Source organism: Nocardioides sp. BE266, from assembly GCF_031457855.1.
Classification (GTDB): Bacteria; Actinomycetota; Actinomycetes; order Propionibacteriales; family Nocardioidaceae; genus Nocardioides.
Window position 1 is genome coordinate 238,090 of record NZ_JAURTI010000005.1, and the last position, 13,043, is coordinate 251,132.

The 13,043-nt window shown below is 72.5% G+C and carries 13 protein-coding genes; 6 read left to right on the forward strand and 7 right to left on the reverse strand.

The annotated features are described in order from the left end of the window. Positions 1-3 precede the first annotated feature (3 nt). Both J2X46_RS16555 and J2X46_RS16560 read left to right on the forward strand, forming a co-directional pair. Positions 4-1,269, forward strand: coding sequence for a hypothetical protein (locus J2X46_RS16555; protein ID WP_310252468.1), 1,266 nt, complete (start codon positions 4-6; stop codon positions 1,267-1,269). Further along, positions 1,266-1,547 carry a hypothetical protein gene (locus J2X46_RS16560; RefSeq protein WP_310252470.1) on the forward strand — a complete coding sequence of 94 codons (282 nt, stop codon included), beginning with the start codon at positions 1,266-1,268 and terminating at the stop codon, positions 1,545-1,547. Before J2X46_RS16555 ends, J2X46_RS16560 begins: the two co-directional genes overlap by 4 nt. Positions 1,548-1,575: 28 nt before the next feature. Here J2X46_RS16560 and J2X46_RS16565 read toward each other — a convergent pair whose 3' ends face one another. The 5 genes from J2X46_RS16565 to J2X46_RS16585 are packed head-to-tail and all read right to left on the reverse strand — an operon-like array spanning position 1,576 to position 9,566. Further along, on the reverse strand, positions 1,576-2,976 hold the full coding sequence (locus J2X46_RS16565) for a metallopeptidase TldD-related protein (protein ID WP_310252472.1): 1,401 nt from the start codon (positions 2,974-2,976) through the stop codon (positions 1,576-1,578). Then, positions 2,976-4,496 carry a TldD/PmbA family protein gene (locus J2X46_RS16570; RefSeq protein WP_310252474.1) on the reverse strand — a complete coding sequence of 507 codons (1,521 nt, stop codon included), beginning with the start codon at positions 4,494-4,496 and terminating at the stop codon, positions 2,976-2,978. Before J2X46_RS16570 ends, J2X46_RS16565 begins: the two co-directional genes overlap by 1 nt. Positions 4,497-4,521: 25 nt before the next feature. After that, a complete protein-coding gene (locus J2X46_RS16575) occupies positions 4,522-7,512 on the reverse strand; it encodes an SMC family ATPase (protein WP_310252476.1) in 2,991 nt (996 codons plus the stop codon). Next, positions 7,509-8,678, reverse strand: coding sequence for an exonuclease SbcCD subunit D (locus tag J2X46_RS16580; protein WP_310252478.1), 1,170 nt, complete (start codon positions 8,676-8,678; stop codon positions 7,509-7,511). The genes J2X46_RS16575 and J2X46_RS16580 overlap by 4 nt, the downstream gene beginning before the upstream one ends. 60 nt (positions 8,679-8,738) lie before the next feature. Beyond that, positions 8,739-9,566, reverse strand: coding sequence for a formate dehydrogenase accessory sulfurtransferase FdhD (locus tag J2X46_RS16585; protein WP_310252479.1), 828 nt, complete (start codon positions 9,564-9,566; stop codon positions 8,739-8,741). A 198-nt stretch (positions 9,567-9,764) separates the two neighbouring features. Here J2X46_RS16585 and J2X46_RS16590 point away from each other — a divergent pair, with 198 nt between their 5' ends. Beyond that, positions 9,765-9,908: a hypothetical protein gene (locus J2X46_RS16590; protein ID WP_310252480.1), complete on the forward strand. Its 144-nt coding sequence runs from the start codon at positions 9,765-9,767 to the stop codon at positions 9,906-9,908. A gap of 119 nt (positions 9,909-10,027) precedes the next feature. Beyond that, the gene (locus J2X46_RS16595) at positions 10,028-10,459 is read left to right on the forward strand and encodes an OsmC family protein (protein WP_310252481.1); all 432 of its coding nucleotides are present in this window, start codon (positions 10,028-10,030) and stop codon (positions 10,457-10,459) included. Here J2X46_RS16595 and J2X46_RS16600 read toward each other — a convergent pair. Together J2X46_RS16600 and J2X46_RS16605 are read right to left on the reverse strand one after the other, a co-directional pair. Next, positions 10,446-11,168: a peptidylprolyl isomerase gene (locus J2X46_RS16600; protein ID WP_310252483.1), complete on the reverse strand. Its 723-nt coding sequence runs from the start codon at positions 11,166-11,168 to the stop codon at positions 10,446-10,448. The two genes, J2X46_RS16595 and J2X46_RS16600, sit on opposite strands and share 14 nt — an antisense overlap. A gap of 25 nt (positions 11,169-11,193) precedes the next feature. Continuing rightward, entirely contained in the window at positions 11,194-12,033 is an 840-nt protein-coding gene (locus J2X46_RS16605) for an aldo/keto reductase (RefSeq protein WP_310252485.1), read from the reverse strand. Between the two features lie 125 nt (positions 12,034-12,158). Here J2X46_RS16605 and J2X46_RS16610 point away from each other — a divergent pair, with 125 nt between their 5' ends. Both J2X46_RS16610 and J2X46_RS16615 read left to right on the forward strand, forming a co-directional pair. Further along, complete coding sequence (locus J2X46_RS16610) at positions 12,159-12,491, forward strand: metalloregulator ArsR/SmtB family transcription factor (protein ID WP_310252486.1); 333 nt, start codon at positions 12,159-12,161, stop codon at positions 12,489-12,491. Beyond that, positions 12,488-12,997, forward strand: coding sequence for an SRPBCC domain-containing protein (locus J2X46_RS16615; protein WP_310252488.1), 510 nt, complete (start codon positions 12,488-12,490; stop codon positions 12,995-12,997). The genes J2X46_RS16610 and J2X46_RS16615 overlap by 4 nt, the downstream gene beginning before the upstream one ends. The last annotated feature ends 46 nt before the right edge of the window (positions 12,998-13,043 follow it).

Here is a 13,043-nt window from a genome sequence, read left to right on the forward strand (position 1 = left end):
GAGATGACGCAGGACGCCACACCTCCCCGCGAGCCGGGGAGCTCTCCGTTCGACGGCCCACCGCTGTCCCTGGAGGAGGAGCTCGCCGCCGCGCGCGCCGAGCCCGAGCCCGGTCCGGACATCGCGACCGTCAACGAGTCCCTCGCCGACGGCCTGAACCGCTGCCCGAAGTGCGGCTCCACCGACGTACGGCTGCGGGGGTCGACCGGCATGCTGGTCTGCCTGTTCTGCCGCCACGAGTGGCAGGAGGCGCGGGTCGAGGAGGAGTTCGGCCTCGGTGAGGGGATCGACGACCTCCAGGGCACGGTGATCGCCGGCGGCGCGGAGGACATCGCCGTCGACGCGAGCGACGTGATGACCCTGAAGTGCGGCGGCTGCGGCGCCGAGGTGGTCATCGACACGGCGCACGCGATGAACGCGCGTTGCCACTGGTGCCGCCACACGCTCAACATCCAGCAGCAGACGCCCAACGGGGCCGTGCCCGACGCGGTCCTGCCGTTCCGGCTCACGCACGACGAGGCCGTGGCGAAGATCCGCGAGTTCGCGTCCAAGCGCCAGCTGTTCGCGCACCCGCGGTTCAAGAAGGAGTTCGTCCCCGAGAACGTGCTCGGCGTCTACCTGCCCTACCTCGTGATCGACGCGCGCGCCGAGGCGTCGTACACCGGCACGGGGGAGGTGCAGACCCGGCGCTGGACGGAGAAGAACGGCGACGACACCGTCACCTACTACGCCGCCGACGTGTTCCGGGTCGACCGGACGGTCGCCTTCAACGTCGACGACCTCACCATCGAAGGCGCCGCCGATCGGGCCGACTTCGGCGGGTCGACCACCAACAACATCGTCAACACCGTGCTGCCGTTCGACACCAAGAACGCCGTCAAGTGGAACTCCAGCTATCTCGTCGGGTTCACCAGCGAGAAGCGCGACCTCGACGTCGCCGACCTCCAGCCGATCCTGGAGACCCAGCTGCTCTCGATCGGTCGGTCGCAGGTCGAGGGCTCGATCTCCGAGTTCGACCGCGGGGTGCGCTGGGAGCAGGAGGGCCTCGACGTCGGCGGCTCCCGGTGGGTCTCGATGTACCTCCCGGTGTGGATCTACTCCTACTTCCAGGAGGACACGAAGATGCTCCACTACATCGCGGTGAACGCCCGCACGGGCGAGACCATGGGCAGCGTGCCGGTCTCGCAGTGGCGGCTCGTGCTGGCCGCGATGACCGTCGGCACGGTGCTCGAGGGCCTCGCCGGGTTCCTGCTGGTGGCGTTCTCGTGAGCGGGCTCGTCGTGGACGTCGTGGTGATGGCCACCGACGGACCGCCCGTCTGGCTGCTCGCCGCCGGGCCGGCGGGTGCGGTGGCGACCTACTGGGCGCTGTTCCGCTACTACCGCAATACCGACAAGTCGCACGCCTACGAGCGCGACACCCTCATCGACGCGAAGCCGGTGCAGGGCGGCCGGGAGAAGATCGACCACATCTCCAAGACCCGCAAGTCCGGGATCGACGGCGACAACAGCTCACGCCACCGCGAGCGCGTACGACGCCTGCGCTGACGTCGTACGGCCCGACTCAGGTCGGGCCTCAGACGCCCTGCGAGACGCTCGACATGTTGAAGTCGGGGATCCGCAGCGCAGGCGTGGCGGTGCGGGAGAAGTAGTCGTCGCCCCACTCGCGGCTGAAGCTGGGCACCGTCGTGGTGGCCGCGCTGAAGCGGTTGAGCAGCTCGATCGGGCTCTCGTTCCAGCGGAAGTTGTTGGCCGCGCCGACGATCTCGCCGTCCTCGACGACGTAGACGCCGTCGCGCGTCAGACCGGTGAGGAGCATCGTCTGGGGATCCACCTCACGGATGTACCAGAGGCAGGTGAGCAGCAGGCCGCTCTTCATCCCGGCGACCATCTCGTCGATCGTGCCGGCGCCGTCGCCGACCTCGAGGACCAGGTTGTCGATCATCGGCGTGACGGGCTGCCCGGTCATCCCCGCCGAGTGACGGGTCTGCAGGAGGCCGGTCAGCAGGCCGTCGCGGATCCAGTCGGTGCGCTCGAGCGGCAGGCCGTTGTCGAAGACCGAGTCGGTGTTGTCGGACGCGCCCGCCACCACGAACGGGGCGCACTCCAGGCCGCGGTAGGCCGGGTCGGAGAACAGGCTCACGCCCGGGGCGGCGACCTTGTCGTGGATGCGGGTGCCGCCACCGCGACGGCTGTAGACCGACTCGCCCTCGTGGGCCACACGTGCGCCGGCGCCCCAGTAGGCGTCGATCATCACGTCGGCCACCGCTGACGGCGGGAGGATCGTGTCGTAGCGTCCGGCGGGCAGGTCGATGCGGCGCTCGGCCCACGCGAGCCGCTGGGCGACGGACTCGGCCATCCGGGTGGCGTCCACGTCGCGGAAGTCGCGGGTGGCGCCGCCGACCCAGGCGCTGCGGGTCAGCGAGGCGTCCTTGCCGGTGCAGCCGTAGTGACCCGTCGGCTGCACGTGGCGCAGCCGCAGGCCGCGGGTGGAGCCGAGGTAGGTCGTGGTGACGTCATGGTTGACGAAGCCGTAGAGCAGCCGGTTCTCGGCGGCCGCCTGCCCGAACGCGTCGCCGAGCGCGGGGGCGAACGCGTCGTAGACCCCGATGTCGGTGGTCTCGGCCTCGAGGTCCCAGTCGGGGGAGGTGACGTCGGCGAGCAGCTCGGCGGCGTCCTCCGCGGGGGAGCCGGCGCGAGCGGCCGCGTCCGCGGCCTCCACGAGGGCGGTGACCTGCTCCGTGGTCGCCGCGCTGCCCGACACCGAGCCGGTGGCGATGCCCCCGGCGACGGCCGCGAAGCTGACCACGGTCACCGAGACCCCGGTCATCACGCCGTTGGTCGTGAGCGTGTTGTTGGCCCACCGGAGGTTGGCGCTGGTCACCTCGTGGACGAGGACGATGCAGTCGTCGGCCGTCGAGGTCGCCAGCGCGTGCTCGACCAGCTGCTGTGCGGTGCTGCCCGGGGAGGTCGTCATCAGTTGCCTGCCTCGTCGATGGTGTTGAGGATGTTGACGCCGCGGAACAGCGCGGACGGACAGCCGTGGCTGACCGAGGCGACCTGGCCCGGCTGGGCCTTGCCGCAGTTGAAGGCACCGCCGAGGACCCAGGTGTCCGGGCCGCCGACCGCCTCCATGGAGCCCCAGAAGTCGGTCGTGGTTGCCTGGTAGGCCACGTCGCGCAGCATCCCGTCGAGCCTGCCGTCGGTGATCTTGTAGAACCGCTGGCCGGTGAACTGGAAGTTGAAGCGCTGCATGTCGATCGACCACGACTTGTCGCCGACGACGTAGATGCCGTGCTCGACCTTGCCGATGAGGTCGTCGGTCGACAGCCCGTCGGTGCCGGGCATCAGGGACACGTTGGCCATCCGCTGGATCGGGATGTGGCCGGGGGAGTCGGCGTAGGCGCAGCCGTTGGAGCGGCCCTCGTTGAGCTCGGGCTTGAGGTGGCCCATCGACCGGTCGAGCTGGTAGCCGACGAGCACGCCGTCGCGGACGATGTCCCAGGCCTGCGTCTGCACGCCCTCGTCGTCGTAGCCGATGGTGGCCAGGCCGTGGTCCTGGGTGCGGTCGCCCTGGACGTTCATCACCGGGGCGCCGTATCGCAGGGTGTTGAGCTTGTCGTAGGTCGCGAACGAGGTGCCGGCGTAGTTGGCCTCGTAGCCCAGGGCGCGGTCGAGCTCGGTGGCGTGGCCGATCGACTCGTGGATGGTGAGCCAGAGGTTGGACGGGTCGACGACGAGGTCGTAGGTGCCGGCCTCCACGCTGGGCGCCTTGAGCTTCTCGGCCAGGAGGTCGGGCACCTCGGCCAGCTCGGCGTCCCAGTCCCAGTGGGCGCCGGTGAGGTACTCCCAGCCGCGACCCACGGGCGGGGCGATCGACGCCATCGAGTCGAAGATGCCCGTCTTGGCGTCCTCGCCGGTCGCCTCGAAGCCCGGCTGGAGCCGCACCCGCTGCTGCGTGGTGCGGGTGCCGGTGAGGTCGGCGTAGTACTTGTTCTCCTGCACCTGCTGGAGGAACGCGGTCGCGTGGGCGACCGCCGCTCCGGCTCGCAGGCGCTCGGTCCACTCGACGAGGAGCGCCGCCTTCTCCGGAGTGGGTACGTCGAGCGGGTTGACGTCGTAGCCGGAGACCCACGTGACGTCGTCGTGGACCGGCTCGGGCGCGAGCTCGACCGGCACGGTGGTCATCGCGGCGGCGACCTTCGCGACGGCGACGGCCGTCTCGGCCACTCGCCGGGCCTCGTCGTCGGTCAGCACGACGCCGGAGGCGAAGCCCCACGCACCGCCGTGCACCACGCGGACCGCGAACCCGAGGTCCTCGGCGTCGCTCGCCGTCTGCAGCACGCCGTCGCGGGCGCCGAGGTACTGGTAGCGGTTGCGTTCGAACCGGAAGTCCGCGTGGCTGGCGCCGAGCTCCTGGGCTCGGGCCAGGGCGACGTCGCCGAGGCGACGGTGCGGCAGGTCGGTGAAGGTCGGGTCGAGCCCGGGCGCACTCATGAAAGGAACCTATCGAAAGAGGATGTCAGGCGGTCTGCAGGGACGTCCGGCTGCCGTGGCGCCCGCGGTGCACCCGCAGCTGCGTCGGGATCCGGGTCTGGAGCTCGGGGACGTGGCTCACCACGCCGACGACGCGGCCGCCGTCGCGGAGGGTGTCGAGGGTGTCCATGACGTCCTCCAGGGTCTCGGCGTCGAGCGAGCCGAAGCCCTCATCGACGAACAGCGTGTCGAGGTCGGCGCCGCCGGCCTCGTCGGTGATCACGTCGGCCAGGCCCAGCGCGAGCGCCAGCGACACCACGAAGGTCTCGCCGCCGGACAGTGTGGCCGGGTCGCGGCTGTCGCCGGTCCAGTCGTCGCGCACGAGCAGGCTCAGGCCACCGCGGGTCTCGCCCGCGCCGCGCCTGCCGGTGTGGACCAGGGAGTAGCGCTGGTCGCTCATGGTGGAGAGCCGCAGGTTGGCCGCGTCGACCACCTGGCCGAGCCGGTGGGCCAGGACATAGGCCGAGAGCCGCATCTGGAGGTGGTTGTCGGGATGCTTCCCCTCGACCATCGCGGCGAGGTCGGCGACGAGGTCGAGGTCGCTGCGCACCGGCAGCCAGGCGGCGAGCGCGGACCTGATCTCGTCGGCGAGTCCGTCGAGCCGTCGGCGGCGGTCGTGGAGCCGGGCCTCGAGCGCGCGGGCGGCTGTGGCCTCCTCCCGGGCGCGGTGGAGGTCGCGGGCCAGCCGCTCGAGGTCGGGTGGCTCGGCCGAGGCAGCCCGGACCAGGTCGGGGTCGGCGAGCTGCTCGTCGATCCGGGCAACGTCCCGGTCGTGCTGCTCGATGAGGTGCCGGAGCGCTGCGAGGTCGCTCGTCGACAACCAGGCGGCACTGGCGTCGTCCGCGCTCTCGAAGCCCGCGTCGACCGCCGACGTCTCAGCAGTTGAGTCCGCGCGCTCGGCCTCGGCGCGGGCACGCTCGAGGTGGGCGGTGGCGTCGAGGCACCGGGTGGCCAGCGCCTCGATCGCCTGGAGCCCTGCCGTGAACGAGTCGAGGTCGGTGCCGTCGGGGAGCACGGCGGCGACCTGGTCGCGCAGCCCGTCGAGCCGTGACGCCAGGACCGCTGCGTCGGTGTCGAGCCGCGTCGCCGCGGCCGTCAGGTCGTCGCGCTCACCGACGAGGACATCGAGCTCGTCGGCCAGGGCCGTGCGCCGAGCCGCGAGCGAGTCGACCGAACCCGCGTCGCGCCGCGCCTCGTCGAGCGCGGCGGTGAGGTCGCTGCGCGAGGCCGCGAGGCGCTCGACGGTGTCGCCGGCCTCGGCGAGCGCCGCGGCCTGCCGGGCCACCAGGCCGCGCACCTGCTGTGCGTGGGCCTCGACAACGGCCTCGAGGTCGTCGACCCCGCGTCGGGCCTCCCGCTCGGCCACCTCGTCGGGTGCGCCCGGCGCCGGGGCGGCGAGCGAGGGGTGGTCGGCCGATCCGCAGACCGGGCAGCAGGCGCCGACGGCGAGCTTGCCGGCGATCTCAGCGGCCATGCCGTCGAGCCGGCGCTCGCGGATGACGACGAGGACCTCGCGCGCCTCGAGCCGGGCCTCGGTCGCCTCGCGCAGCGCCTGCTCCGCGCCGGCCAGCTCGGTCGTGAGCCGCTCGGCCGCCCGTGCTGCCGCGATCCGGGTGTCGACGAGCTGGACGTCAGCCTCGAGGCTGGCGGCGCGGGCCACCGCCGCGGTGGCCTCCTCGAGCTGCGGGGCGAGTGCTGCCAACCGGGCGGGCAGCTCCTCGGCGCGCGCCGCGAGGCGTGCGAGCGCACTGCGCGCCTCGTCACGGGACGCAGCGAGGCCGTCGAGCTCGACGGAGAGGGCGTCGACCTCCTGCTGGAGGGGCCTGATGCGGGCCACGTCGGTGAGGGTCGCGGTGGCCGAGCGGAGGTGGTCGGCGACCTGGTGGTCGTCGAGGTCGCCCTCGCCGACGAGCTCCGCCAGCGCCAGGCGGACCTGCTGGAAGTCCGCCGCGGCCTGCTCCTCGGCCCGGCGCGCGGCGATGGCGACCTGGTGGAGGGGTCGTACGGCGAGGGCGCGCTGGGCGGCGGACGCCTGGTCCTGCCGGGCGAGGTGGGCGACGTGCTCGGCCTCGAGCGCGGACGCGGCGCGGAGGGCCGACGCGTGGGCCGCGCGCAGGGAGGCCAGCTCGTGGCCGGCCGTCGAGGCCTCGCCAGCGGCGGCCTCGGCTGACTCGGCGGCGGCCACCTGGATCTCCTGGGCGGTGGCCGAGGCGGTGGTGCCGGCGGCCAGCTGCTCGATCCAGGGGGTGAGGAGCACCGGATCCGCCGCCCAGTCGTCGGGAGGCTCCGCGGCACCGACCTCGCTGACCCGGCTCACCAGGTCGGCGAGCGCCGCCTGGTGGGTCTCGGACGTCCGCCGGAGCTCGACCCTGCGGTCGCGCAGCCAGCGCTCGACCCGGTCGAAGCGCTCGGTCTGGAACACCTGCTGGAGCAGGGTGTGCCGCTCCTCGGAGCGCGCCCGGAGGAAGGCCTGGAACCGCCCCTGCGGGAGGAGGGCGACCTGGCAGAACTGCGGGAGGGTCATCCCGACCAGTCGGGTCACCAAGTGGCCGGTCTCGTCGAGGCGGGTGCTCAGCGGGTGCCACTCGAAGGCGTCGTCGCCTTCGGCGGAGGGGCGACGCTCGGAGATCACCACGCGCGCCTGCTCGGTCGTGCGCCCGGTGCCGCGCTTCTTCAGGCGGGTCCACGCCGGTGACCGGTCGATGCGGAAGCGCCGGCCGGACAGGGTGGCCTCGAGGACCACGCGCGGCACGACGTCGTCGCCGGCGTGGTCGGAGCGCAGCCGCTTCGCCGTGGCGCGATCGCCCGGGACGTCGCCGTAGAGCGCGAAGCAGACGGCGTCGAGCACGCTCGACTTACCCGCGCCAGTGGGGCCGCTGAGCAGGAACAGTCCGGCGTCGGACAGCGTGTCGAAGTCGATGCGCACCCGGTCGGCGAAGGGGCCGAAGCCGGTGACCTCGAGGTGGTGCAGCCTCACGCGCCACTCCCGGCGGACACCAGGACGTCCTGGTCGGGGTCGTGGCAGCACGCGTCGACGGCCTGCAGGAGCAGGGCGGACTCGGCGTCGGTGGCCGGCACGCCGCGGACCTGCGCGAGGAAGTCGAGCGTGATGCCGTGGTCGCTGCGCCCGGGCGCCGGGGGAGCAGGGGTGTTCGCCTCGACGGCGGCCGCCGGGAACTGCAGCACGAGGGTGTGGGGGAAGCGTCGCCGCAGCTGCTCCATCGCTCGTGCGGGTCGTGGCACGTCGGTGACGACGGCCTGCACCCAGTCGTCCTCGCGGTCGGCCAGCGCAGGGTCGAGCAGCAGGTCGTCGAGCGAGCCGCGGATGCGCGAGAGCCGCCGCGGCACCGGCGCGTCGACCCAGTGGGCGGACTCGAACCCACCGGCGCCCAGCTCGACGAGCCAGGAACCCTTGACCTGCTCGGCCTCGGAGAAGGAGTAGGCCAGGGGCGAGCCGGAGTAGCGCAGCGCGTCGGACAGGACGTGCGGGCCGTGGAGGTGGCCCAGTGCGGTGTAGTCGATGCCGTCGAACGTGCTCGTCGCCACGCGGGACACCCCGCCGACGCTGATGTCGCGCTCGGACTCGCTGGGGGTCGCGCCGGCGACGAAGGCGTGGGCGAGCACCACCGACCGGGTCGAGGCAGGGCGGGCGGCGAGGTCGCGCCGCACGCGGGTCATCGCCTCGGACAGCGCTGCCTCGTGGCTGCGGTGCGTGAGTCCCCAGGGCTCGAGGAGCGCGGAGGGGTCGAGGTAGGGAAGGGCATGGATCGCGACGTCGCCGTGCTCGTCGCCGAGCAGGACGGGAGTGCCGACCGTGCCGGCGTCGGTGCGCACGAAGACACCGGCGGCATCCATCAGGCGCGAGCCGAAGCCGAGACGCTGAGCGCTGTCGTGGTTGCCGCTGCTCACCACGACCTGCGCCCGCGACGCGGCGAGCCGGGCGAACGCCTCGTCGGCGAGTGCCACCGCGTCGACGTGGGGGAGGGCGCGGTCGTAGACGTCGCCGGAGACGACCACGACGTCGACCCCCTCGTACTCCACCACCTCGAGGAGGTGGTCCACGAACGCCGCCTGGTGCCCGAGCAGCCCTTCACGGTGGAAGGACCTTCCCAGGTGCCAGTCGGAGGTGTGGAGGATGCGCACACCACGAACCTAGGCGGCCGCACCGACAGCGCCGGGCCACCACGCCGGGCCACCGAGGGCTCAGACGTACTGGACGGTCCGACCCGGCGAGGTGAAGCCCCACAGCGCGATGCCGGCCTCCTGGGCGAGACTCGCTGCGAGGCTGGTCGGGGCGCCGACGGCGACGATCGAGCCGATCCCGCTGGCGGCGGCCTTCTGGACGAGCTCGAAGCCGACGCGGCCGCTGAGGACCAGGCAGGCGGCGGCCGCGGACTCGCCGGAGAGCAGGCGTGCGCCCACGACCTTGTCGACGGCGTTGTGCCGGCCGACGTCCTCCCGGACGACGAGCAGGGTGCCGTCGGCCTCGGCGAGCCCGGCGGCGTGCACACCCCCGGTGCGGTCGAAGAGGGACTGACGCTCGCGCAGCGCGTCCGGCAGGCGTCGTACGACGTCAGCGCCGGGGAGGTCACCCGTCCACGGGGCAGCGGCCCGGACGGCCAGCGCCTCCGTCACGCTGTCCTTGCCGCACACGCCGCAGGCGGAGGACCCGGCGGACGCGGCGACGTGCCGGTGGGGCACGTCGGTGGCGCCCGTGAGGGCGACCGTGACGACGTTGAACTCCTGCTCGGGCGCCAGGTCGGCGTCGGTGCAGTAGGCGACCTGGGCGATCGAGGCGGGCGTCGCGATGCCCTCGTTGACCAGCCAGCCGGCGGCGAGCTCGAAGTCGTGGCCGGGCGTGCGCATGGTGACCCACACCCGACGCGCCTCGAGGCCGTCGGGGCGGACCCGGATCTCGAGCGGCTCCTCGGTGATCAGCCGGTCCTCGCGCGGCACCTCCGACCCGTCGGAGTGCTCCACGACGCGGGTGCGCACGGACGGTCCCGGCCGTCGTACCCGCTCGCTCGTCACGCCCCCGACCCTAGCCGGAGGACCCCCGCGCGAGGCCCGGGACTGGTGTCCGAGATCACCCCGTCGTGGATGGGGGACGGGACATTCTGCGGCCGTAGAATGTAAGAGCCGCAAAGGAGCGGCTACTTCTTACACATCGCTGTGTAGGACTTCCAGTGCTCATCACGTGAGGGTCCCCCCTCGAAAGGACAGATCTCCATGACCACGCAGCTGCACCTCGCCTTCAGCCTCGTCGACGCACGGGCTCACTCGGCGGAGGACCGCGCCCTCCTGCGCACCGTGGAGATCGCCCGCCGTGAGGAGCGCCGCGCCCGTCGCGCCGCGCGTCGCGCCACCCGCTGACCCAGCGCGGCCCCTCGTCCGACGCCCCCAACGTCGGACCCAGCCGCACGCCCGGCCGCACGCCGGGCGGCGCGGCAGCCGGCACCCTGCCCGATCCCCCCTCTGGCAGGGTGTCGGTCATGACTGACGACCTGCGCAGCGTCGAGCTCACCCGGATCGGTCCGGCCCGCTTCAAGGCGACCAACGCCCGCGGCGGCGAGACGTTCTTCGGCACCGGGGGAGACGACTCCGACTTCACGCCGGTCGAGCTGCTCCTGGCCGCCATCGCCGGCTGCAGCGCCCTCGACGTCGAGGCGATCACGCACAAGCGCGTCTCCAGCACGACGTACGACGCCCACGCGGAGGGCCGCAAGGTCCGCGACGAGCACGGCAACCACCTGGTCGACCTGCGCGTCACCTTCGACGTCCGGTTCCCGGAGGGGGCCGAGGGCGATGCCGCGCGCGAGCGGGTGCCGGGCGCCATCGAGATGTCGCACGACCGCCTGTGCACCGTCTCCCGGACGGTGCAGCTCGGCGCCGGGATCGACTACGAGCAGGTCAGCCGATCGTGACCTTCTCGATGGTGACCTCCTTGTTGGGGGCACCGCCGCCGGCCGGGTTGGAGTTGTCGTTGCCCTCCTTGGCGATCGCGTCGATCGTCTTGAGGCCCTCGTCGTCGATCGTGCCGAAGACCGTGTAGCTCGGCGGGAACTGCGAGTCGCGGAAGACCAGGAAGAACTGCGAGCCGTTGGTGTCGGGCCCGGCGTTGGCCATCGCCAGCGTGCCCGCGGGGTAGGTCTCCTCGCCACTCAGCTCGTCGGCGAAGGAGTAGCCCGCGCCACCGGCGCCGGTGCCCGTCGGGTCGCCGCACTGGAGGATGCCGAAGCCCTCCTGGTCGCCGATGCGCGGGCACGGGGTGTCGTCGTAGAACGCCTGCTCGGCCAGCGACACGAAGGAGTTCACCGTGCACGGGGTGGTGCCGGCGTCGAGGGTGAGCCCGATGTCGCCGAAGTTGGTGGTCATCGTGGCCGTGACCGTGCCCTCGGCCTGCGCGTCCTCGCTCGGCGGGTCGACCTTCTTGGCCGGCTCCTGGCCGTCGGAGGGGTACTCGCACGAGGTGGTCTTGCCCGTGGCCCCCGCGTCCGTGGACTCGGACGTCGACTCGGACGGGGACGCCGAGGAGGTGTCCTTGGCCGAGTCGGCACCGTCGCTCTCGTTGCCGCAGGCGGCGAGGGCGAGGACGGACAGGCAGGCGGCGACGGTGGCCAGGCGCTTCAGCATGGCGCCGAGGATAGCCAGCGCCCGTTCACATCTCCTCGTGGGTGTCGGGGTCGCCCCCGAAGAGCCGCCCGTCGTCCTCCCCGAGCCCGGAGATCGCCGCCACCTCGGCGTCGGTGAGCTCGAAGCCGAAGACGTCGAGGTTCTGCGCCTGACGCTGCGGGTCGCCGGACTTCGGGATTGGCAACGACCCGAGCTGCACGTGCCAGCGCAGGATCACCTGCCCGGAGGTGACGTCGTGGGCCTGCGCCGCCGCGGTGACGGCGTCCTCCTCCAGCGGTGCGCGCCGCTTGCCCATCGGGCTCCACGCCTCGGTGCGGATCCCGAGCCTCGCGTGCACCTCGCGCATGCGCTCCTGCGGGAAGCGAGGGTGCAGCTCGACCTGGTTGACCGCCGGCACGACCCCGGTGTCGTCGATGATCCGCTCCAGGTGCTCCTCGGTGAAGTTCGAGACACCGATCGAGCGGACCAGGCCGTCCTTCTGCAGCTGCACCAGCGCGCGCCACGCCTCGACGTACTTCCCCTGGCTCGGGTTGGGCCAGTGGATCAGGTGGAGGTCGGTGCGCTCGAGGCCGAGGCGGCCGAGCGACTCGCGCACGGAGGTGATGGCGTCGTCGTACGCGTGGTGGCGACCGGGGATCTTGCTGGCGACGAGGACCTCGTCACGAGGGAGTCCGGAGCGGCGGATCGCCTCGCCCACCTCGGTCTCGTTCTCGTAGTTCACCGCGGTGTCGACGAGACGGTAGCCAGCCTCCAACGCGCCCACGATCGCGGCAGTGCCGTCCTCCCCCTTCAACGGGTAGGTGCCGAAGCCGATCGCGGGGATCGTGGTGCCGTCGTTGAGCGTGTACGTCGGTGTGGTGGCCATGGCTCCAACGTAGGACGCCCGGCAAGAGGCCGGCGTGCGGGTCGCCGCCCACGGCCGGCGTGGCCGCTCCGCATGCTGCAGTGCGTACCCTTGCGGGTACGTACCACACCTGTTACATTCGGTCCATGGACGCCGTACTGCAGGCACTGGGGGACGGGAGCCGTCGCACCATGCTGGAGATCCTCCGCGACCACCCGGCCACCGTCGGCGAGCTCGCCGACGCGCTGCCGATCGCGCGGCCGGGCGTCTCGCGCCACCTGCGGGTGCTGCGCGAGGCCGGGCTGGTCTCGGTCGAGCAGGACGCCCAGCGCCGCATCTACAGCCTCCGCCCGGAGGCGCTGATCGAGGTCGACGAGTGGCTGGAGGGCTACCGGGCCCTCTGGCAGCACAGGCTCGACGCACTGCACACCGAGGTCGCGCGCGGCAGGCGCGCGCGACGGACCGAGGAGGACTCGTGAGGACACTGGGGACGCTGCACCGGCTCGACGACCAGAGGGGAGCGGTCCGGGTCGAGGACGTCTACGCCACCGACATCGACGACCTCTGGCAGGCCTGCACCGATCCCGACCGGCTGGTGCGGTGGATCGCCGACGTCTCGGGGGAGATGGCGGTGGGCGGGTCGTTCACCGCGCGCTTCACCAGCGGCTGGGAGGGCTCCGGTCGCGTCGACGTGTGCGAGCGTCCGCACAGGCTGCTCGTGACGACGTGGGAGGACGAGAGTCCCGACCAGGAGTCCACGATCGAGGCGATCCTGACCTCCGTCGACGGCGGCACCCGCCTCGTGATCGAGGAGCGTGGCATGCCCGTCGACCAGCTCGCGGCCTACGGCGCGGGGTGGCAGGTGCACGCGGAGGACCTCGCCTCGCACGTCGCCGGCAGGGAGCGGGACGCCGACGAGGCGCGCTGGGTCGACATGGTCCCGGTGTACGCCGGGCTGCTGGAGCAGGGGAGTGCGGAGGCCTAGGCGTGCCTGACCCGATGCGAGCGGCAGTTCTGGTAGGCATGTCCGC